The sequence below is a fragment of the Delftia sp. WY8 genome (genome assembly GCF_018437695.1).
GTDB classification, from domain to species: domain Bacteria; phylum Pseudomonadota; class Gammaproteobacteria; order Burkholderiales; family Burkholderiaceae_C; genus Comamonas; species Comamonas tsuruhatensis.
Genome location: NZ_CP049795.1, coordinates 2,568,252 through 2,587,716, shown reverse-complemented (window position 1 = coordinate 2,587,716; position 19,465 = coordinate 2,568,252). Strand labels below are relative to the sequence as shown.

Here is a 19,465-nt window from a genome sequence, read left to right as displayed (position 1 = left end):
GCCAGAGGATTGCCATGCCTGAGCCGCAACCGCGCATCGCCCTGCTGATCGACGCCGACAACGCGCCGGCCGAGATGATCGACGAGATCCTGACCGAGCTGTCGACCTTCGGCGTCATCGACATCCGCCGCGCCTACGGCAACTGGACCAAGCATTCGCTCAGCGGCTGGCAGCGCAAGCTGCTGGATTTCGCACTGCGGCCGATGCAGCAGTTCGACTACTCCAAGCACAAGAACGCCACCGACATGGCGATGACCGTGGACGCCATGGAGCTGCTCTACACCGAGCGGCCCGACGCCTTCGGCATCGTCTCCTCCGACGCCGACTTCACCCCGCTGGTGATGCACCTGCGCTCCAAGGGCGCGGCCGTCTACGGCTTCGGCATGGCGCAGACACCCCAACCCTTCGTCAATGCCTGCTCGCGCTTCCTGTACCTGGAAGCGCTGGGCGAGGCGGCGCCCGCCAACGGCAATGGCCAGGACGCCGCGCATGAGGCAAGCCAGGCGGCGGTGCCGCCCGTGGCTGCATCGGCCGCCGCCGTGCCCCAGCCGCCCAACGGTGCCGGCAAGGAACGCGCGCCGGCCCAGGCCGAGCAGGCACCTGCCTCCTTGTCCGTTCCCGAGCCGCAGCGCCCCTGCCTGCGCGTTCCTTCGCAGGAGCTGCGCCAGGACACGCGCCTGCTGAACATGCTGCGCAGCGCCGTCAACGCCACGCAGGACGAAAGCGGCTGGGCCCATGTGGGCGCCGTGGGCGCGCAGATCGGCAACAAGGCCTCGTTCGATGCGCGCAACTACGGCTATGCCACGCTCACCAAGCTGCTGGCGGCCACGCAGGCCTTCGAGATGCGCGACGAGGGCACCTCGCGCGTGGCCGTGCGTGACAAGCGCCTGGCCAAGGCGCAGTCCAGGCCGTCCGGCAATTGACGTTTCCCATCGACTGGAATGCGCCCTGGCTGCAGGGGCTGCAAACGCAGGGCAGGGCGGCCTGCCAGCGGGTGGCGCAGGGCCGGCCGGTCTGGCAGGCCCTGCAGTCACTGGCCGACGCACAGGCGCTGCCCTGGCGCTTTGTGCCCCAGCACGACCTGCCCGAAGGCATGGCCTACGAGCAATTCATCTTCGAGACGCGCTGCATTCCCACGCGCGACAACCTGCATGACTTCTTCAACGGCCTGATCTGGCTGCGCTGGCCCGCGCTCAAGCAGCGCTGCAATGCCCTGCAGGCCGGCGCCATTGCCCAGGCGGGCGTGGGCGCGCAGCGCGGGCCGCTGCGCGATGCCGTCACCGTGCTGGACGAGAACGGCGCCCTGCTGCTGGCGCCGGCCGCGCTGTGCGAGGCGCTGCGCCACCGGCGCTGGCACCAGCTCTTCGTGGAGCAGCGCGCACTATGGCGCCAGGCCAGGCTGCTGCCCATAGGCCATGCGCTGCTGGAAAAGCTGGTGCAGCCGCGCAAGCCCATCACGGCCCATGTGCTGTGCGTGCACACGGATGGTGCAGGCGTCACGCCGGCTTCTGGCGCAGCGGATATCGACGCCTGGCTGGCCGCCAGCGCCTGGCTGGAGCCGGACACGCTGGCGGCCAAGCCTTTTGCGCCCTTGCCGGTGCTGGGCGTGCCCGGCTGGTGGCGCGAAAACGAGAACTTTTCCTTCTATGATGACTCTCTCGTGTTCCGGGCGCCCCGTTCCGTACAAGCATCACAACAAGGAATGACAACGGCGCAGGACCCGGCTTGAAAACAGCCGGTGCGGCCCTCACTTTTCAACGCTGCAGGGCCCAGATCCTTCCCCCTTTCCCCACTTTGTGGAGAACCCACTGATGAAACGCATCGCACTTTTTCTATTGACCAACGTCGCCGTCGTGGTGGTGCTGGGCATCGTCGCCAGCCTGCTGGGCGTCAACCGCTTCCTGACCTCCAATGGCCTGAACCTCGGGGCCCTGCTGGGCTTCGCCTTCATCATGGGCTTTGGCGGCGCCATCATCTCGCTGCTGATCTCCAAGCCGCTGGCCAAGTGGAGCTCGGGCGTGCACGTGATCAACGAGCCGCGCAACGCCGATGAGGCCTGGATCGTCAACACCGTGCGCGGCTTCGCCGACCGTGCCGGCATCGGCATGCCCGAAGTCGGCATCTACGAGGGCGAGCCCAATGCCTTCGCCACCGGCGCCTTCAAGAACTCGGCCCTGGTGGCCGTGTCCACGGGCCTGCTGGAAGGCATGACGCGCGAAGAGGTGGAGGCCGTCATCGGCCACGAGGTCGCCCACATCGCCAATGGCGATATGGTGACCATGACCCTGATCCAGGGCGTGATGAACACCTTCGTGGTCTTCCTGTCGCGCGTCATCGGCTATGCCGTGGACAGCTTCCTGCGCAAGAACGACGAAAGCAGCTCGGGCCCCGGCATCGGCTACTACGTGACCACCATCGTGCTGGACATCGTGCTGGGCTTCCTGGCCGCCATCATCGTGGCCTGGTTCTCGCGCCAGCGCGAATTCCGCGCCGACGCGGGTGCCGCCCAGCTCATGGGCCGCAAGCAGCCCATGATGAACGCCCTGGCCCGCCTGGGCGGCATGCACCCCGGCGAGCTGCCCAAGAGCGTGGCCGCCATGGGCATTGCCGGTGGCATCGGCAAGCTGTTCTCGACCCACCCGCCGATCGAAGAGCGCATTGCCGCGCTGCAAAACGCGCAGAACCTCTGATTCAGGATCAGGTTCGACACGCTGGAGCCTGTCCAGTGGGGCCCGGTCATTGACTGGGCTCCGCTTCCCGAAGCCCCATCAGAAATGCTTGTCCGGTACTCCATTTTTGCGAATGTAGTAACGTACAAGCATTTTCTTTGACGGAGGTGCGTCATGCAGATTTCGACCTTCAGCAGCCGTGAATTCAACCAGCATGTTTCCGCTGCCAAGAAAGCGGCCAGTGGTGATGACGTGGTCTACATCCTGGACCGGGGGCAACCTGCCCACGTGCTGATGAGCATTGAGAAATTCCGTGAACTGTCGGGGCAGACCCGGAACATTCTTCAATTGCTGGCCATGCCCGAGGCCGCCGATATCGATTTCGACATTGAGCGCACGAAGGATTTGCCGCGCGCCGTGGACCTGTCCTGATGTATCTGGTGGACTCCAACATCGTTTCCGAACTGCGCAAGGCATCGTCGGGCCGCGCGAACGATGGCGTTGTGGCCTGGGCGCAATCGGTCGCGGCCGAGTCCCTTTTCATCAGCGCGATCACGCTGATGGAGCTGGAGAAAGGCGTGCAGTTGAAAGCCCGGCAAGACCCGGTTGCCGGGCAGGTGCTGCGCCGCTGGCTGGTGGAACGCGTGTTCACGGCCTTTCAGGGGCGAGTGCTGCCAGTGGATGCGATGGTTGCCATGGAAAACGCGGCCTACCACGTGCCTGCGCCGCGGCCGCTGGCCGACAGCCTGATCGCGGCCACGGCGAAGGTGCATGGCTTGTGCGTGGTGACCCGCAACATCAAGGATTTCGAGCCCTTCCATGTTCATGGAGTGCGCGTCTTGAACCCTTGGATGTAGGGCCCGTCTCAACCTCACGTACAGCCAGACTTGATCTTTACCCAGGCTTCACAAGCCCCTGTCAACAACCGGCAGGGGCTTTTTCGTTGTATCTGCATGGCCGCACTAAGCGCGGCCAGGAGTGCATCGTGAAGTCTGTATCGATTCAAACGCCGGGCCGTCGCCTGGTTCCGGCCCTGGTCCTGGCTGCCGCCACCGTGGCATTAACCGGCTGCGTGGTGGCGCCTGCCTATCCCGTAGGTCCTTCGGGCGAGGTGGTCTACGCGCCCATGGCGCCGCCGCCGCTGCAGACCGAGGTCATTCCGGTCGCTCCCTCGCCGGTCCATGTCTGGATCGGTGGCTCCTGGGGCTGGGGTGGGGGGCGCTATGCCTGGCGCCCCGGTTACTGGGCCGCGCCGCCGCACCCTGGCTATGGCTGGCGTCCGCACGGCTGGGACCATGGGCCGCGTGGCTGGTACCAGCGTCCCGGCGGCTGGTACCGCCGCTGAGTCAGGTGGCGGCAGCGTCGCCGCTGCCGCTGCCGCCCTGGCCGGCCTTGGCCAGCAGGAAGTCGATGCAGGTGCGCACGGCTCGCGTCTGATGACGGTCGGGCAGGTACAGCAGGTACATGTGGGTGCCGAAGATGCTCAGGCGGTACTCCTGCAGGGTCAGCACCACCTCGCCGCTGGCCACCTTGTCCTGCACCACGTAGTCGGGCACCAGGCCCACACCCAGGCCCGCCAGAATGCCCTGGCGCAGGAAGGGGAAGTGCTCGGAGATCATGGTCGGCGCCAGCAGCACCTCCTGGCGGTCCGTTCCCTGGTAGGCCGACAGGCGCAGCTGGCGGCCCATCACGCCGGCCGTGATCAGCGGGCTGTTGCGCAGCTCGTAGAGCGTGGTGGGCAGGCCGTGCTGCTGCGCATACTCGCGTGAGGCGCAGGCCACGTAGTGCACATTGCCCAGGCTGCGCGCAATCACCGACAGCGGCGGCTCCTGGATCACGCGGATGGCGATGTCCACCTCGTCGCGCAAATGGTCGGCCCGGTTCTCGAACAGCACATCCAGCACGATGCCCGGATACAGCCGCTTGAACTCGATCAGCCAGTCGCTCATCACGATCTGCCCATAGCCGCTGGGCACGCTCAGCCCCACGCGGCCCGCCATCCCCTGGCCCAGCGACGTGATCGTCTCGCGCGCCGACATCATCTCGTTCTGGATCGCGCGGCCATGCTCGTACATCCGCATCCCCACCTCGGTCGGCTCCACGCGCCGCGTGGTGCGCCGCACCAGCTGCACCCCCACCGATTTTTCCAGCTGCGTCAGGTGATAGCTCACATTGGCCCGCGTCATCTTCAGCTTGCGCGCCGCCTGGCTCAGATTGCCGCTATCGATGATTTCCACCAGCAGGGTCAGGGAGTTCAGATCCATGGATATGTCCAGATACTTTGCTTCGCCCACAGCCTAGGAAATGGGCGGGGCTCCAAAACCAGGGACACCGAGCAAGGGCCTACGCCGGCCGTGCCGCCCTGCAGCGATGGTGTCGTCCCCCTCCTCGCGCAGCGAATAGAGGGGGGAAGGCGCGCAAGCGCTTCAATGTCAAAGATTTTTTTACAGTCTGTCAATCATTCATGGGATTGTAAAGAACCATTGTCGTAGCAAGAATGGATGTTTTGAGTGGAAAACCCAAGTTCGGAGACATACAGATGAGCGAACAAGCCCAGGCTTCCGTGGTCCAGACCCGCCTTGATGGTGCCGTGCTGGTGGTCAGCATCAACAACCCCCCCGTGAATGCCCTGGGCCAGGCCGTGCGCGCCGGCCTGCTGGCTGCCGTGGAGCAGGCCGAATCGGATGCCGCCGTCAAGGCCGTGCTCATCGTGGGTGAGGGCAAGGCCTTCATCGCCGGAGCAGACATCCGCGAATTCGGCAAGCCCGCCATGCCGCCCTCGCTGCCCGAGGTGCTCAATCGCCTTGAAGCCTCCGACAAGATCGTGGTCGCCGCCATCCATGGCCCGGCCCTGGGCGGCGGCCTGGAAGTGGCCATGTCGGCCCACTACCGCCTGGCTTTGCCGGCTGCCAAGCTCGGCCTGCCCGAAGTCAACCTGGGCCTGCTGCCCGGCGCCGGCGGCACGCAGCGCGCACCGCGCCTGATGGGCGTGAAGGCGGCCGCCGACCTCATGCTCAGCGGCAAGCACCTGTCTGCCAAGGCCGCGCTGGCCGCCGGCCTGGTGGACAAGCTGGTGGACGGCACCGACGCCACGGCCGCAGGCCTGGCCTACGCCAACGAGCTGCTGGCAACCAATACCGCGCCGCGCCGCACGCGTGACATCGAGATTGCCGACAAGGCTGCTGCCCTGGCCGAACTCGACGCGCTGGCCGCCGAGACCGCCAAGAAGAGCCGCGGCCTGTTCTCGCCGCTGAAGATCGTGGAATGCGTGCGCGCCGCCGTGGAGCTGCCCTTCGACGAAGGCATCGCCAAGGAGCGCGCCCTGTTCGTGGAATGCCTGAACAGCCCGCAGCGCGCCGGCCTGATCCATGCCTTCTTCGCCGAGCGCGAAACCGCCAAGATTCCCGAAGCCAAGGCCGCTGCGCCGCGCCACTTTGCCAAGATCGCCGTCATCGGCGGCGGCACCATGGGCGCCGGCATCACGGTGTCCGCGCTGGACGCGGGCCTCACGGTGACCATGATCGAGCGCGACGCCGAGTCCATCGCGCGCGGCCAGGCCAATGTGGAGAAGGTCTACAACGGCCTGATCGCCAAGGGCCGCATGACCGAGGAGGCCAAGGCCGCCGTCATGGCGCGCTACACACCCAGCACCTCCTATGACGACATCAAGGATGTGGACCTGGTGATCGAGGCCGTGTTCGAGGACCTCGAAGTCAAGAAGGCCGTGTTCAAGGAACTGGACCGCGTCTGCAAGCCCGGCGCCGTGCTGGCCACCAACACCTCCTACCTGGACATCGACGCCATTGCCGCCGCCACCTCGCGCCCGCAGGACGTGATCGGCCTGCACTTCTTCAGCCCCGCCAACATCATGAAGCTGCTGGAGATCGTGGTGCCCGCCAAGGTGGCGCCCGACGTGGTGACCACGGCCTTCGAGCTGGCCAAGCGCATGAAGAAGGTGCCCGTGCGTGCCGGCGTCTGCGACGGCTTCATCGGCAACCGCATCCTGGCCGTCTACAAGCAGGCTGCCGACTACATCATGGAAGACGGCGCCAGCCCCTACGAGATCGACGAGGCCGTGCGCGGCTTCGGCTACCCGATGGGCCCGTTCCAGGTCACCGACCTGGCCGGCGGCGACATCGGCTGGGCCACGCGCAAGCGCCGCGCGGCCACGCGCGATCCCAAGGCCCGCTACGTCGAAGTGGCCGACCGCGTCTGCGAGCGCGGCTGGTTCGGCCAGAAGACGGGCCGTGGCTTCTACCTCTACCCGCAGGGCGCGCGCGTCGGCCAGCCCGACCCCGAAGTGCTGGCCATCGTCGATGCCGAGCGCGCCAAGAAGGGCGTGACGCCGCGCAAGTTCACCCCTGAGGAAATCATGCGCCGCTACATGGCCGCCATGGTCAACGAAGGCGCCAAGGTGGTGGAGGAGGGCATTGCCCTGCGCCCGCTGGACGTGGACGTGACCTTCCTGTCCGGCTACGGCTTCCCGCGCTTTCGTGGCGGCCCCATGAAGTGGGCCGACATGCAAGGTTTGGACAAGGTGCTGGCCGACATCCGCGAATTCGCCAAGGAAGACGCGCTGTTCTGGAAGCCCGCTCCCCTGCTCGAAAAGCTCGTGGCCGAAGGCCGCGATTTCGAAAGCTTGAACAAGGCAGCGTAAGCCGCCCCCGCGTTTCCCCGCCATGCCCTTGACCCGCTTCGTCCAACGCAGAGCGGGCAGGGCCGTGCACAACCACAACAATTTTCCAGAGACAAGCAAGGACCGACCATGCGCGAAGCCGTCATCGTTTCCACTGCCCGCACGCCCCTGACCAAGTCGCACCGCGGCGAGTTCAACGTCACGCCCGCCGCCCAGCTGGCGGCCTTCTCGGTCAAGGCCGCGGTCGAGCGCTCGGGCATCGACCCGGCCATGATCGAGGACCTGATCCTGGGCTGCGGCAACCCCGACGGCTTCCAGGGCCGCAACCTGGGCCGCCAGACCGTGCTGCGCGCCGAGCTGCCCCTGTCCATCGCGGGCACGACCATCACGCGCTTTTGTGCCTCGGGCCTGCAGTCCATCGCCATCGCGGCGGGCCGCATCGTGGCCGAGGGCGTGGACGCCATGCTGGCCGGCGGCATCGAGACCATCTCGGGCATCCGCCCCGGCAACAACCTGCCCACCGACATGGACCCCTGGCTGGTCGAGCACAAGCCCGCGCTGTACATGGCCATGATCGACACGGCCGACATCGTGGCGCGCCGCTACGGCATCAGCCGCGAGGACCAGGACGCCTTCTCGCTGCAAAGCCAGCAGCGCACGGCCGCCGCCCAGGCCGCCGACCTGTTCAAGGACGAAATCATTGCCTGCGCCACGCGCATGGCCGAGAAGAACAAGGACACGGGCGAGATCACCTACCGCGACGTGGTCGCCACCAAGGACAACTGCAACCGCGCCTCCACCACGTTGGAAGGCCTGGCCAAGCTGGAACCCGTCAAGGGCCCGGACCAGTTCATCACGGCTGGCAATGCCTCGCAGCTGTCCGATGGATCGTCGGCCTGCGTGCTGATGGAAGCCAGGCAGGCCGAGCGCCTGGGCCTGTCCCCGCTGGGCGCCTTCCGCGGCTTTGCCGTGGCCGGCTGCGAGCCTGACGAAATGGGCATCGGCCCCGTCTTCGCGGTCCCCAAGCTGCTGGCGCGCCACGGCCTCAAGGTCGAGGACATCGACCTGTGGGAACTCAACGAGGCCTTCGCCTCCCAGGCCCTGTACTGCCAGCGCAAGCTGGGCATTCCCAACGAGCGCCTGAACGTCAACGGCGGCGCCATCTCCATCGGCCACCCCTTCGGCATGACGGGTGCGCGCCTGGCGGGCCACATCCTGCTGGAAGGCCGGCGCCGCAAGGCCAAGTGGGGCGTGGTCACCATGTGCATCGCAGGTGGCATGGGCGCCGCAGGCCTGTTCGAAATTTATTGAATAAGCACCCCCTGAGCGGCTGGCGCCGCTTCCCCCTCTCTCGCTTCGCGGGAGGGGAACGACGCCCTTGCTGCGGGGCGGCCCTTGCTCGGCGTCCCTCGCTTAGGGCACGCCAATTTCAGGGCTGCAAACGGCTTACAACGCCACGGATTACTGGGGAATAGCAATGGATTTGCAATTTACGACTGAAGAACTGGCCTTCCGCGACGAGGTTCGCGGCTTCCTCAAGGACAAGCTGCCCGAGGACCTGTCGCACAAGGTCAAGAACGGCCTGCAACTGAGCAAGCAGGACATGGAGCGCTGGCACGCCATCCTCAACGAGCGCGGCTGGCTGGCCAACCACTGGCCCGAGCAGCACGGCGGCCCGGGCTGGAGCGCGGTGCAGAAATTCATCTTCGAGCATGAATGCGCACTGGCGGGCACGCCGCGCATCGTGCCCTTCGGGCTGAGCATGCTGGGCCCCGTCCTGATCAAGTACGGCAACGAGGCGCAGAAGGCCCACTGGCTGCCGCGCATCCTCAATGGCGCCGACTGGTGGTGCCAGGGCTATTCGGAGCCGGGTTCGGGTTCGGACCTGGCCTCGGTAAAGACGTCGGCCGTGCGCGATGGAGATCACTACATCGTCAACGGCCAGAAGACCTGGACCACGCTGGGCCAGCACGCCAACATGATCTTCTGCCTGGTGCGCACCAACCGCGAGGCCAAGGCGCAGCAGGGCATCAGCTTCCTGCTGGTGGACATGAACTCGCCCGGCGTGGAAGTGCGCCCCATCATCACGCTGGACGGCGAGCACGAGGTCAACGAAGTCTTCTTCACCGACGTCAGGGTGCCCGTGGAAAACCTGGTCGGCGAGGAGAACAAGGGCTGGACCTACGCCAAGTACCTGCTGACCTACGAGCGCACCAACATCGCGGGCGTGGGCTTCTCGGTGGCCGGCCTGGAAAAGCTCAAGGCCGTCGCCGGCCGCATGCTGCGCAACGGCAAGCCGCTGACCCAGGACCCGCTGTTCGCGGCCCGCCTGGCCAAGGTCGAGATCGACCTGGAGAACATGAAGACCACCAACCTGCGCGTGATCGCCGCCGTGGCCGGCGGCGGCGTGCCGGGCGCCGAAAGCTCCATGCTCAAGATCCGCGGCACCGAGATCCGCCAGGAAATCCTGTCCCTGGTGCGCCGCGCCATGGGCCCCTACGCCGCGCCCTTCATCGAAGAGGCCCTGCAGGCCGGCTACGACCAGCCCGCCATCGGCGACGCGGCTGCCGCCACGGCCGCCGCCGCGTACTTCAACTACCGCAAGCTGTCGATCTTCGGCGGCTCCAACGAAATCCAGAAGAACATCATCTCCAAGATGATCCTCGGCCTCTGATCTGGCAAGGAAAACGGAATATGAACTTCGAACACACCGAAGACCGCCGCATGCTGGCGGACAGCCTCAACCGCTTCGTCTCCGAGCAGTACGCCATCGAGGCGCGCAACCACGTCGCCTATGGCGAGGAAGGCCACAGCCCGCTGCTGTACGGGCAGTTCGCGGACATCGGCGCCATCGGCGCGCTGTTCCCGGAAGACGCTGGCGGCTTCGGCGGCCAGGGCTTCGACATCAGCGTGGTCTTCGAATGCCTGGGCCGCGGCCTGGTGGCCGAGCCGCTGCTGGGCGCCCTGGTCGTGGGCCAGGCCCTGATCGCGGCCGGCAGCGATGCGCAAAAGGAACAGCTGGCAGCCATCATCGGCGGCACGTCCATTGCGGCCCTGGCCCATGACGAGCCCGGCAGCCACTACGAGCTCAACAACGTCGCCACCACGGCCGTGCGCAGCGGCGACGGCTGGGTGCTGAACGGTGCCAAGGGCGTGGTCGCCTTCGGCGAGAAGGCCGACCTGCTGCTGGTCTCGGCCCGCACCTCGGGCAGCCAGTACGACGAGGCCGGCATCAGCCTGTTCCTGGTCCCCGGCAATGCCGCAGGCATCGCCAAGCGCGGCTACAACCGCATCGAGGGCGGCCGTGCGGCCGAGCTGGTGCTGGACAAGGTGCAGGTCGGCGCAGACGCCCTGCTGGGCGAAGAAGGCCAGGGCCTGTCCCTGCTGGAACGTATCAGCGGCTACGCCGTGCTGGCGCTGACCGCCGAGGCCGTGGGCGCCATGGACGTGGCCAAGGACCAGACGCTGGAGTACCTGCGCACGCGCAAGCAGTTCGGCGTGCCCATCGGCAGCTTCCAGGCCCTGCAGCACCGCATGGCCGACCTGCTGCTGGAAGTGGAGCAGGCGCGCTCGGCCGTGATCAACGCGGCCGCCGCCATTGCGGACGAAGACCGCGTGGCGCGCGAGAAGGCCCTGTCGGCCGCCAAGTACAGCATCGGCCGCATCGGCACCCTGGTGGCCGAGGAAAGCATCCAGATGCATGGCGGCATCGGCATGACCTGGGAGCTGCCCCTGGCCCACTACGCCAAGCGCCTGGTCATGATCGACCACCAGTTCGGCGACGAGGACCACCATCTGTCGCGTTACATCGCACTCGGCTCGCAACACTGAGCCAAGGAAAGCCGCCATGACCGAAGCGAACCAAGTCCTGCTGACCCGCCGCGAAGGCGCCGTGCTGGTGCTGTCCAACAACAACGTGGCCGCGCGCAATGCGCTGTCGCCCGAGTTCTACGCGGCCGTTTCGGCGGCGCTCAAGAGCGCGGCGACCGACCCCACCGTGGGCGCCGTGGTGCTCACGGGCGAGGGCGGCCACTTCTGCGCGGGCGGCGACCTGCGCCAGCTGGCCAAGCGCCGCGAGCTGCCGGTGCAGGAGCGACGTGCCAAGCTCGAAGGCCTGCATGACCTGATCCGCAGCGTGCGCGACTTTCCCAAGCCCGTGATCGCCGCGGTCGAAGGCGCGGCGGCCGGCGCGGGCCTGTCGCTGGCCCTGGCCTGCGACATGCTGGTGGCGGCGAAGAACGCCGTGTTCTCGGTCGCCTACGTCAAGGTCGGCCTCACGCCCGATGGCGGCGCCACCGCCTTCCTGGCCGAGTTCGTCTCGCGCCAGGTGCTGACCGAGCTGTGCCTGACCGGCGAGCGCATCAGCGGCGAGCGCCTGCACGCCCTGGGCCCCGTCAACCGGCTGTCCGAACCGGGCCAGGCCCAGGCCGACGCCGTGGCGCTGGCCGCCCAGGTGGCCACCGGCCCCGACCAGGCCATGGCCCTGATCAAGGACCTGTGCCGCCAGGCGCCGCGCAACACGCTGGAAGAGCAGCTGGAGCTGGAGGCGCAGTACATGGTGCGCTCGCAGGAGAGCGAGGAATCGCGCGAAGGCATTGGCGCCTTCCTCGAAAAGCGCGCTGCCGACTTCACCAAGCTGCGCGGCTGAAACCGCTCAAGACCTAAAAGACTTTCCAAGGAGACAACGCACATGGCCGACAGCCACAACGATCAGAACCAGGACATCGACTTCCCGCTGGAGGGTGTGCGCGTGCTCGACCTCTCGCGCGTGTTCGCGGGGCCGCTGTGCGGCATGGTGCTTGCCGACTTCGGCGCCGAAGTGGTCAAGGTCGAGCACCCGGGTCGCGGCGACGACACGCGCGACTGGGGTCTGCGCATCGGCAAGACCGAGACCACCTACTACAACAGCATGAACCGCAACAAGCGGTCCATCACGCTGGACCTGCAGACCCCCGAGGGCGTGAAGATCGTCCACGACCTGCTGCCCCAGTTCGACGTGGTCATCCACAACTTCAAGACCGGCGGCGCCGAGAAGCTGGGCCTGGGCTACGAACAGCTCAAGGCCATCAAGCCCGGCATCATCTACTGCGCCGTGGCCGGCTATGACAGCAGCGGCCCCGAGGCCAAGCGCCCCGGCTACGACCTGGTCATCCAGGGCGAGGCGGGCCTCATGGCGCTCAACGGCGAGGCCGGCACGCCGCCGCTCAAGTTCGGCGTGGCCGTGGTCGATCTCATGACCGGCATGTACGCGGCCCAGGCCATCCTGGCCGCGCTGTTCCGCCGCGAGCGCACGGGCAAGGGCCGCCTCATCGAGATGGCGCTGTACGACAGCGGCATCATGATCACCGGCTACTACGGCCTGGACGCCATGCAGCTGGGCCACGACCCCGAGCGCTACGGCAATGCCCACCCCTCCATCGTTCCCTACGGCATGTATGAGGCGGCCGACGGCCCGCTGATCATCGCCGTGGGCAACAACGCCCAGTTCGACAAGTTCTGCCGCCAGGTGGTGATGCGCCCCGACATCGTCGAGGACGAGCGTTTCTCCACCAACGTCAACCGCGCCAAGAACCGCCTGGAGCTGGGCCCCATGCTCAAGGAACTGATCCGCTCCTTCCCGCGCGATCTGCTGCTGGAGCGCCTGACGGCCGCCGGCATCCCCTGCGGCCGCGTGGCCGGCCTGCACGAGGCCCTGACCAGCGAGCGCACGCGCCGTGGCGGCCTGCTGCAGGACATGCCCCACCCCGTGGTCGGCACCACGCCCGTGTTCGCGCCGCCCTACCGCCTGGACGGCCAGCGCCTGCCCATCCGCCATGCACCGCCCACGCTGGGCGAGGGCACGCGCGAGGTGCTGCACCGGCTGCTGAGCATGAGCGACGAGCAGCTGCAGCAGCTGCAGTCCAAGGGCGTGCTGACCCTGCCCGAGACCCCCGCGCAACAGGGATAAGAGGACCGATCACGCGACTGATTCCACGGGGGCCATTGATGCCCGGTCCCCGGCCCCGCCAGGTTTGCATGCCGCACCAAGACGGCACCCATAGACAGCAATACCCAGGAGACAAAACCATGAGCAACCAAGTCACACGCCGCGACATTCTTCAAGGGCTGGCCGCCATCGGCGGCACCAGCCTGCTGGCCACGGGCGCCACCAGCGCCCTCGCACAGGCCGGCAAGCCGGCAGCGTGGCCCACCAAGCCCATCCGCGTGGTCGTGCCCTTCAACGCGGGCGGCGCCACCGACATCATTGCGCGCACCATCGGCGAGGCCCTGGCCAAGCGCGTGGGCCAGCCCGTGGTCATCGACAACCGCGCGGGTGCGGCCGGCATCCTGGGCACGGACGCCGTGGTCAAGGCGCCCGCCGACGGCCACACCCTGCTGGTCTCGCTCAGCACCTCCATGCTGATCAACCAGTTCCTCTACACCAAGCTGCCCTACAACCCGCAAAAGGACATCGCCCTGGTCACCCAGATCGCGGCGGCGCCCGTCACCCTGGTGGTCCATCCCTCGGTGCCGGCCAACAACATGAAGGAGCTGCTGGCCTACGTGAAGGCCAACAAGGGCAAGCTCTCGTACGGCTCCTGGGGCGTGGGCTCGTATGCCCACCTGGCCGGTGCCTACATGAGCAAGACCATGGACGCCGACATGACCCACGCCGCCTACAAGGGCGAGGCGCCCATGATCCAGGAGCTGATCGGCGGCCAGCTGCAGATGTGCTTTTCCAGCGCGCTCAACACCAAGCCCTTCATCGACTCGGGCAAGCTCAAGGCCATCGGCGTCACCGGCAAGGAGCGCATGGAAATCCTGCCCAAGCTGCCCACCATCCATGAACAGGGCGTCACCGACGACGCCTACGCCATCTACGGCTGGGTGGCCATGGGCGCACCGGCCGGCGTGCCCAAGGAGATCGTGGACCAGCTCTACGGCCACCTTCGCGAAATCGCCAAGGACCCCAAGGTGCTGGAGCGCACCGTGGGAGCAGGCTTCATGCCGCTGATGAACAGCCCGCAGGCCTTCCGCGAGAACTACCAGCGCGACATGCCCATCTGGAAGGCGCTGGTGGAAGAAGCCGGCGCAAAGCTTGATTGATTTTTCCGGCCCGCAGCAGCGGGCCGCCACCGACGACTGCTGAGACAGCTTTGAGAGGAGACTTCATGTACACGCGCAATCCCGCATCCCCGGCACGCCCCACGCGGCGCAGCGTTCTGGCCCTGGCCGCAGCCCCGCTGCTGGCCGGCCTGGCCGGCGGCGCCCTGGCCGAGACCGGCTGGCCCAGCAAGATGCTGCGGCTGGTCGTGCCCTTCCCGGCGGGCGGCCCCACCGACACGGCATCGCGCATCGTGGGCCAGAAGCTGGGCGAGCGTCTCAAGCAGACCGTGGTGGTGGAAAACCGCCCTGGCGCCTCCGGCTCCATCGCGGCCGTGCAGGTCGCCAAGAGCCCCGCCGATGGCTACACGCTGATGATGCTGGCCACGCCCACGCTGCTGGCGCCGCACCTGTACAAGAAGGCCGGCTACGACACCGTCAAGGACTTCACGCCCGTGGCCACGGTCTATGACCTGCCCATCGTCATCGTGGTCAACCCCACGCTGCTGCCCGATGTCACCGACCTCAAGAGCCTGATCGCCCACGCCAAGGCGCAGAAGGTCGCGCTCAACTACACCAGCTCGGGCGCCGGCAGCTTCGGCCACCTGAGCATGGAGCTGCTCAAGCAGATGGCCGGCTTCGACATGCAGCACGTGCCCTACAAGGGCGGCGTGCCCGCCATCACCGACACCATCGGCGGCCAGGTGCCCATCATGTATGCCGACCTCGTGGCCGCGCTGCCCCACATCCAGGCCGGCAAGCTGCGCGCCATCGCCGTGGGATCGCCCCAGCGCGTGGCCATGCTGCCCGATACCAAGACCATTGCCGAGCAGGGCATCAAGGGCTACGACGCCGTCTCCTGGGGCGGCCTGCTGGCGCCCAAGGGTAGCCCCAAGGCCGTGGTCGACCGCATCGCCAGCGAAGTGCAGCAGATCCTGGCCGACAAGGACATCCAGGAAAAGCTGCTCAACGCAGGCGCCATCGCCGCCTACCAGAACCCCGCCCAGCTGGGCCAGCGCATCCAGCAGGACTACACGCGCTGGGGCCAGCTGATCCGCGACAAGGGCATTGCAGTGGAGTGACATCGACATGAAGACACGCATCACCGAACTCTTTGGCATCGAGCACCCCATCATCCAGGGCGGCATGCACCATGTGGGCCTGGCCGAGCTGGCCGCCGCCGTCTCCAACGCGGGCGGCCTGGGGCTGATCACGGGCCTGACCCAGCGCACGCCCGAGCTGCTGGCGCGCGAGATCGCGCGCTGCCGCGAGATGACGGACAAGCCCTTCGGCGTCAACCTGACCTTCCTGCCCTCGGTCAACCCGCCCGACTACCCGGGCTACGTCAAGGCCATCATCGAAGGCGGCGTCAAGGTCGTGGAGACGGCGGGCAACAACCCGCAGAAATGGCTGCCCGCGCTCAAGGAAGCCGGCATCAAGGTCATCCACAAGTGCACCTCGGTGCGCCATGCGCTCAAGGCCGAGGCCATCGGCTGCGACGCCATCAGCGTGGACGGCTTCGAATGCGGCGGCCATCCGGGCGAGGACGACATCCCCAATTTCATCCTGCTGCCGCGTGCGGCCGAAGAACTGAAGATTCCCTTCGTCGCCTCGGGCGGCATGGCCGACGGCCGCTCGCTGGTGGCTGCGCTGGCGCTGGGCGCCGAGGGCATCAACATGGGCACGCGCTTCATCGCCACGCAGGAAGCGCCCGTGCACGACAACGTCAAGCAGGCCATCGTCGCGGCCAGCGAGCTGGATACGCGCCTGGTCATGCGTCCGCTGCGCAACACCGAGCGCGTGCTGACCAACCCGGCCACCGAGCGCCTGCTGCAAAAGGAGCGCGAGCTGGGCGCGGCCATCACCTTTGCCGACATCGCGCCCGAGGTGGCCGGCGTCTATCCGCGCATCATGCATGACGGCGACATGGACGCAGGCGTCTGGTCCTGTGGCATGGTGGCCGGCCTGATCCACGACGTGCCCACGGTCCAGCAGCTGATCTCCGGCATCATGGACCAGGCCCATGCACTGATCAACGAGCGGTTGGCCGGCCTGGCCCGCTGACCGCCCATCTTCACAGGACTTACGCAAACAGGATGCGACAACGTGCTGCGCCCCATGGCAAGCCGCTTGCCTTGTTCCTTCTTGCGTAGGTCGTACTTCAAAAACCAGGAAAGAGCTTTCTCATGAAAATCCTTGTACCCGTCAAACGTGTCGTGGACTACAACGTGAAGGTCCGCGTGAAGTCGGACGGCACGGGCGTGGACATCGCCAACGTCAAGATGAGCATGAACCCCTTTGACGAAATCGCCGTCGAAGAAGCCGTTCGCCTCAAGGAAAAGGGCGTGGCCACCGAAGTCATCGCCGTCTCCTGCGGCGTGGCCCAGTGCCAGGAAACCCTGCGCACGGCCATGGCCATCGGTGCCGACCGCGGCATCCTGGTGGAGACCACCGAGGAGCTGCAGCCCCTGGCCGTCGCCAAGCTGCTCAAGGCCCTGGTGGACAAGGAACAGCCCGGCCTGATCATCCTGGGCAAGCAGGCCATCGACGACGACGCCAACCAGACCGGCCAGATGCTGGCGGCCCTGGCCGACCTGCCCCAGGCCACCTTCGCCTCCAAGGTTGAAGTCGCTGGCGACAAGGTGAATGTCACGCGTGAAGTGGACGGCGGCCTGGAAACCCTGGCCCTGAGCCTGCCGGCCGTCATCACCACCGACCTGCGCCTGAACGAGCCGCGCTACGTCACGCTGCCCAACATCATGAAGGCCAAGAAAAAGCAGCTGGACACCGTCAAGCCTGAAGAGCTGGGCGTGGATGTGGCCCCGCGCCTGAAGACGCTCAAGGTGGCCGAGCCCGCCAAGCGCGGCGCTGGCGTGAAGGTGCCGGACGTTGCCACGCTGGTGTCCAAGCTCAAGAACGAAGCCAAAGTGATCTAAGGAAGACAGCGACATGACATCCCTCGTTATTGCAGAACACGACAACGCTTCCATCAAGAGCGCCACGCTCAACACCGTCACTGCGGCCCTGGCCTGCGGCGGCGACGTGCATGTGCTGGTGGCGGGCGAGAATGCCGGCGCCGCTGCGCAGGCCGCTGCCCAGATCGCTGGCGTTGCCAAGGTCATCCACGCCGATGGCGCCAGCCTGAAGGACGGCCTGGCCGAGAACATTGCGGCCCAGGTGCTGGCAATTGCTTCGAACTACAGCCACATCCTGTTCCCCGCCACCGCCAGCGGCAAGAACGCCGCGCCGCGCGTGGCAGCCAAGCTGGACGTGGCCCAGATCAGCGACATCACCAAGGTGGACAGCGCCGACACCTTCGAGCGTCCCATATACGCCGGCAACGCCATTGCCACGGTGCAAAGCAGCGACAAGATCAAGGTCATCACCGTGCGCGGCACGGGCTTTGACGCAGCGGCCACCACGGGCGGCAGCGCCCAGGTGGAGCAGCTGGCCGCCGCTGGCGACAACGGCAAGAGCAGCTTCGTGGGCCGCGAGGTCACCAAGAACGACCGCCCGGAACTGACGGCCGCCAAGATCATCGTCTCCGGCGGCCGCGCGCTGGGCAGCAGCGAGAAGTTCAACGAAGTCATGACCCCCCTGGCCGACAAGCTGGGCGCCGCCATCGGTGCCAGCCGCGCAGCGGTGGACGCAGGCTATGCGCCCAATGACCTGCAGGTCGGCCAGACCGGCAAGATCGTCGCGCCCCAGCTGTACATTGCGGCCGGTATTTCCGGCGCCATCCAGCACTTGGCCGGCATGAAGGACTCCAAGGTGATCGTGGCGATCAACAAGGACCCCGAGGCACCGATCTTCTCGGTGGCCGACTACGGCCTGGAGGCCGACCTGTTCCAGGCCGTGCCCGAGCTGGTGCAGTCGCTGTAAGAACGCAAGGCACCGCACCGGGAGGCGGTGCCAACGGGCCCGGGTGAAGCATCCGGGCCCTGGCCAGAGCGGCACACAAGGCATGTGCCCCGGCCCCACCTGGTTCAGAGATGCAGGAGACAGATATGCAGATTTCCATTGGCCGCCGCAGCCTTGCGCATGCGGCTGTTGTCTTTGTGGCCACCACGGGCGCCAGCGCACCGGCATGGGCCCAGGCCAGCGACTTTCCCACGCGCCCGATCACGCTGATCGTGCCCTTCCCCGCAGGCGGCTCCACCGACCGCCACATGCGCACCCTGGCCGACATCGCGGGCAAGCAGCTGGGCCAGACCATCATCGTGGAGAACAAGCCCGGCGCGGGCGGCACGCTGGGCCCGGGCAACATGTCCCGCACGGCCAAGCCCGATGGCTACACCATCACCCAGTTCCCCATGTCCATGCTGCGCATGGCGCACATGCAAAAGACGGCCTGGAACCCGGTCACGGACTTCACCTACATCATCGGCGTCTCGGGCTACACCTTCGGCTTCACGGTGCGCTCGGACTCGCCCTACAAGAGCTTCAACGAATACATTGCCGCCGCGCGCAAGAGCCCCGGCAAGATCGAGTACGGCTCCACCGGCATAGGCTCCTCGCCCCACCTGCTGATGGAGGAGCTGGCCGAGAACGCCAAGGTCACGCTCAACCACGTGCCCTTCAAGGGCAACGCCGACCTGCAGCAGGCCCTGCTGGGCGGCCACGTGGCCGCGCAAAGCGATGCCTCGGGCTGGGACACCTATGTGGATGGCGGCCAGATGCGCCTGCTCATGACCTTCGGCGAAAAGCGCACCCAGCGCTGGCCCGAGGTGCCCACGGCCAAGGAGTTGGGCTATGGCGTGGTCTCCACCTCGCCCTACGGACTGGCCGGTCCCAAGGGCATGGACCCGGCCGTGGTGCGCAAGCTGCACGACGCCTTCAAGAAAGCCATGGATGACCCGCGCCACATCGAGGTGCTCAAGCAGCTGAACCAGGACGCCTGGTACCGCTCCGGCGCCGACTATGCGCAATGGGTGCGCGAGGCCTATGCCAAGGACAAGGTCCTGATCGACCGCCTGGGCCTGGCCGCCAAGTAGGCCTGTCCTCCAATGCGCCCGCAGGGCCAGGGGGCTGGCGGGCGCAGTCCGCTTGAGATTCGTGAATTCGTGAAACGGAGTCC

General features: G+C 66.9%; 19 protein-coding genes. 18 read left to right on the top strand and 1 reads right to left on the bottom strand.

The window, feature by feature from the left end; all coding sequences use genetic code 11:
* Positions 1-14: 14 nt before the first annotated feature.
* The 6 genes from G4D77_RS11975 (at position 15) to G4D77_RS11950 (ending at position 4,014) form a co-directional block, all read left to right on the top strand.
* Entirely contained in the window at positions 15-923 is a 909-nt protein-coding gene (locus G4D77_RS11975; protein WP_043789946.1) for an NYN domain-containing protein, read from the top strand.
* The gene (locus G4D77_RS11970; RefSeq protein ID WP_016451780.1) at positions 920-1,729 is read left to right on the top strand and encodes a DUF3025 domain-containing protein; all 810 of its coding nucleotides are present in this window, start codon (positions 920-922) and stop codon (positions 1,727-1,729) included. Before G4D77_RS11975 ends, G4D77_RS11970 begins: the two co-directional genes overlap by 4 nt.
* An 82-nt stretch (positions 1,730-1,811) precedes the next feature.
* Complete coding sequence (htpX, locus tag G4D77_RS11965; protein WP_013804154.1) at positions 1,812-2,690, top strand: protease HtpX; 879 nt, start codon at positions 1,812-1,814, stop codon at positions 2,688-2,690.
* Positions 2,691-2,843: 153 nt separating this feature from the next.
* On the top strand, positions 2,844-3,101 hold the full coding sequence (locus tag G4D77_RS11960; protein WP_012203319.1) for a type II toxin-antitoxin system Phd/YefM family antitoxin: 258 nt from the start codon (positions 2,844-2,846) through the stop codon (positions 3,099-3,101).
* On the top strand, positions 3,101-3,526 hold the full coding sequence (locus tag G4D77_RS11955) for a type II toxin-antitoxin system VapC family toxin (protein ID WP_154835727.1): 426 nt from the start codon (positions 3,101-3,103) through the stop codon (positions 3,524-3,526). The genes G4D77_RS11960 and G4D77_RS11955 overlap by 1 nt, the downstream gene beginning before the upstream one ends.
* 128 nt (positions 3,527-3,654) lie before the next feature.
* Positions 3,655-4,014 carry a YXWGXW repeat-containing protein gene (locus tag G4D77_RS11950; RefSeq protein WP_034398157.1) on the top strand — a complete coding sequence of 120 codons (360 nt, stop codon included), beginning with the start codon at positions 3,655-3,657 and terminating at the stop codon, positions 4,012-4,014.
* A gap of 1 nt (position 4,015) precedes the next feature.
* On the opposite strand, the gene G4D77_RS11945 is transcribed toward G4D77_RS11950, so the two are convergent.
* On the bottom strand, positions 4,016-4,933 hold the full coding sequence (locus G4D77_RS11945; RefSeq protein WP_012203322.1) for a LysR family transcriptional regulator: 918 nt from the start codon (positions 4,931-4,933) through the stop codon (positions 4,016-4,018).
* A 275-nt stretch (positions 4,934-5,208) separates the two neighbouring features.
* Between G4D77_RS11945 and G4D77_RS11940 the strand changes: the two genes are divergently transcribed.
* From G4D77_RS11940 to G4D77_RS11885, 12 genes are all read left to right on the top strand, one after another.
* Positions 5,209-7,326: a 3-hydroxyacyl-CoA dehydrogenase NAD-binding domain-containing protein gene (locus tag G4D77_RS11940; protein ID WP_154835725.1), complete on the top strand. Its 2,118-nt coding sequence runs from the start codon at positions 5,209-5,211 to the stop codon at positions 7,324-7,326.
* A gap of 108 nt (positions 7,327-7,434) precedes the next feature.
* Entirely contained in the window at positions 7,435-8,616 is a 1,182-nt protein-coding gene (locus tag G4D77_RS11935; protein ID WP_063327246.1) for an acetyl-CoA C-acyltransferase, read from the top strand.
* A 166-nt stretch (positions 8,617-8,782) separates the two neighbouring features.
* Positions 8,783-9,979 (top strand): acyl-CoA dehydrogenase family protein, encoded by a 1,197-nt coding sequence (locus G4D77_RS11930; RefSeq protein ID WP_013804149.1) that lies wholly within the window; start codon positions 8,783-8,785, stop codon positions 9,977-9,979.
* Between the two features lie 20 nt (positions 9,980-9,999).
* Positions 10,000-11,136 carry an acyl-CoA dehydrogenase family protein gene (locus G4D77_RS11925; RefSeq protein ID WP_154835723.1) on the top strand — a complete coding sequence of 379 codons (1,137 nt, stop codon included), beginning with the start codon at positions 10,000-10,002 and terminating at the stop codon, positions 11,134-11,136.
* Between the two features lie 16 nt (positions 11,137-11,152).
* Positions 11,153-11,953: an oxepin-CoA hydrolase, alternative type gene (locus G4D77_RS11920; RefSeq protein WP_013804147.1), complete on the top strand. Its 801-nt coding sequence runs from the start codon at positions 11,153-11,155 to the stop codon at positions 11,951-11,953.
* A 42-nt stretch (positions 11,954-11,995) separates the two neighbouring features.
* Positions 11,996-13,252, top strand: coding sequence for a CaiB/BaiF CoA transferase family protein (locus tag G4D77_RS11915; RefSeq protein ID WP_034390422.1), 1,257 nt, complete (start codon positions 11,996-11,998; stop codon positions 13,250-13,252).
* A gap of 119 nt (positions 13,253-13,371) precedes the next feature.
* Entirely contained in the window at positions 13,372-14,391 is a 1,020-nt protein-coding gene (locus tag G4D77_RS11910; RefSeq protein ID WP_013804145.1) for a Bug family tripartite tricarboxylate transporter substrate binding protein, read from the top strand.
* A gap of 65 nt (positions 14,392-14,456) precedes the next feature.
* Positions 14,457-15,470 carry a Bug family tripartite tricarboxylate transporter substrate binding protein gene (locus G4D77_RS11905; protein ID WP_016450304.1) on the top strand — a complete coding sequence of 338 codons (1,014 nt, stop codon included), beginning with the start codon at positions 14,457-14,459 and terminating at the stop codon, positions 15,468-15,470.
* A gap of 7 nt (positions 15,471-15,477) precedes the next feature.
* Positions 15,478-16,452: an NAD(P)H-dependent flavin oxidoreductase gene (locus G4D77_RS11900; RefSeq protein ID WP_013804143.1), complete on the top strand. Its 975-nt coding sequence runs from the start codon at positions 15,478-15,480 to the stop codon at positions 16,450-16,452.
* A gap of 122 nt (positions 16,453-16,574) precedes the next feature.
* Positions 16,575-17,324 (top strand): electron transfer flavoprotein subunit beta/FixA family protein, encoded by a 750-nt coding sequence (locus G4D77_RS11895; protein ID WP_012203332.1) that lies wholly within the window; start codon positions 16,575-16,577, stop codon positions 17,322-17,324.
* Between the two features lie 13 nt (positions 17,325-17,337).
* A complete protein-coding gene (locus G4D77_RS11890; protein ID WP_096915126.1) occupies positions 17,338-18,270 on the top strand; it encodes an electron transfer flavoprotein subunit alpha/FixB family protein in 933 nt (310 codons plus the stop codon).
* A gap of 125 nt (positions 18,271-18,395) precedes the next feature.
* Entirely contained in the window at positions 18,396-19,382 is a 987-nt protein-coding gene (locus G4D77_RS11885) for a tripartite tricarboxylate transporter substrate binding protein (RefSeq protein WP_154835721.1), read from the top strand.
* Positions 19,383-19,465: the final 83 nt, after the last annotated feature.

What these genes read in the sequence shown, in the direction of transcription:
- G4D77_RS11955 (WP_154835727.1), top strand. Translation starts at nt 3,101, where the DNA reads ATGTATCTGGTGGACTCCAACATCGTTTCCGAACTGCGCAAGGCATCG.
- G4D77_RS11945 (WP_012203322.1), bottom strand. Translation starts at nt 4,933, where the DNA reads ATGGATCTGAACTCCCTGACCCTGCTGGTGGAAATCATCGATAGCGGC.
- G4D77_RS11925 (WP_154835723.1), top strand. Translation starts at nt 10,000, where the DNA reads ATGAACTTCGAACACACCGAAGACCGCCGCATGCTGGCGGACAGCCTC.
- G4D77_RS11935 (WP_063327246.1), top strand. Translation starts at nt 7,435, where the DNA reads ATGCGCGAAGCCGTCATCGTTTCCACTGCCCGCACGCCCCTGACCAAG.
- G4D77_RS11930 (WP_013804149.1), top strand. Translation starts at nt 8,783, where the DNA reads ATGGATTTGCAATTTACGACTGAAGAACTGGCCTTCCGCGACGAGGTT.
- G4D77_RS11910 (WP_013804145.1), top strand. Translation starts at nt 13,372, where the DNA reads ATGAGCAACCAAGTCACACGCCGCGACATTCTTCAAGGGCTGGCCGCC.
- G4D77_RS11960 (WP_012203319.1), top strand. Translation starts at nt 2,844, where the DNA reads ATGCAGATTTCGACCTTCAGCAGCCGTGAATTCAACCAGCATGTTTCC.
- htpX (WP_013804154.1), top strand. Translation starts at nt 1,812, where the DNA reads ATGAAACGCATCGCACTTTTTCTATTGACCAACGTCGCCGTCGTGGTG.
- G4D77_RS11975 (WP_043789946.1), top strand. Translation starts at nt 15, where the DNA reads ATGCCTGAGCCGCAACCGCGCATCGCCCTGCTGATCGACGCCGACAAC.
- G4D77_RS11940 (WP_154835725.1), top strand. Translation starts at nt 5,209, where the DNA reads ATGAGCGAACAAGCCCAGGCTTCCGTGGTCCAGACCCGCCTTGATGGT.
- G4D77_RS11885 (WP_154835721.1), top strand. Translation starts at nt 18,396, where the DNA reads ATGCAGATTTCCATTGGCCGCCGCAGCCTTGCGCATGCGGCTGTTGTC.
- G4D77_RS11905 (WP_016450304.1), top strand. Translation starts at nt 14,457, where the DNA reads ATGTACACGCGCAATCCCGCATCCCCGGCACGCCCCACGCGGCGCAGC.
- G4D77_RS11900 (WP_013804143.1), top strand. Translation starts at nt 15,478, where the DNA reads ATGAAGACACGCATCACCGAACTCTTTGGCATCGAGCACCCCATCATC.
- G4D77_RS11915 (WP_034390422.1), top strand. Translation starts at nt 11,996, where the DNA reads ATGGCCGACAGCCACAACGATCAGAACCAGGACATCGACTTCCCGCTG.
- G4D77_RS11920 (WP_013804147.1), top strand. Translation starts at nt 11,153, where the DNA reads ATGACCGAAGCGAACCAAGTCCTGCTGACCCGCCGCGAAGGCGCCGTG.
- G4D77_RS11890 (WP_096915126.1), top strand. Translation starts at nt 17,338, where the DNA reads ATGACATCCCTCGTTATTGCAGAACACGACAACGCTTCCATCAAGAGC.
- G4D77_RS11895 (WP_012203332.1), top strand. Translation starts at nt 16,575, where the DNA reads ATGAAAATCCTTGTACCCGTCAAACGTGTCGTGGACTACAACGTGAAG.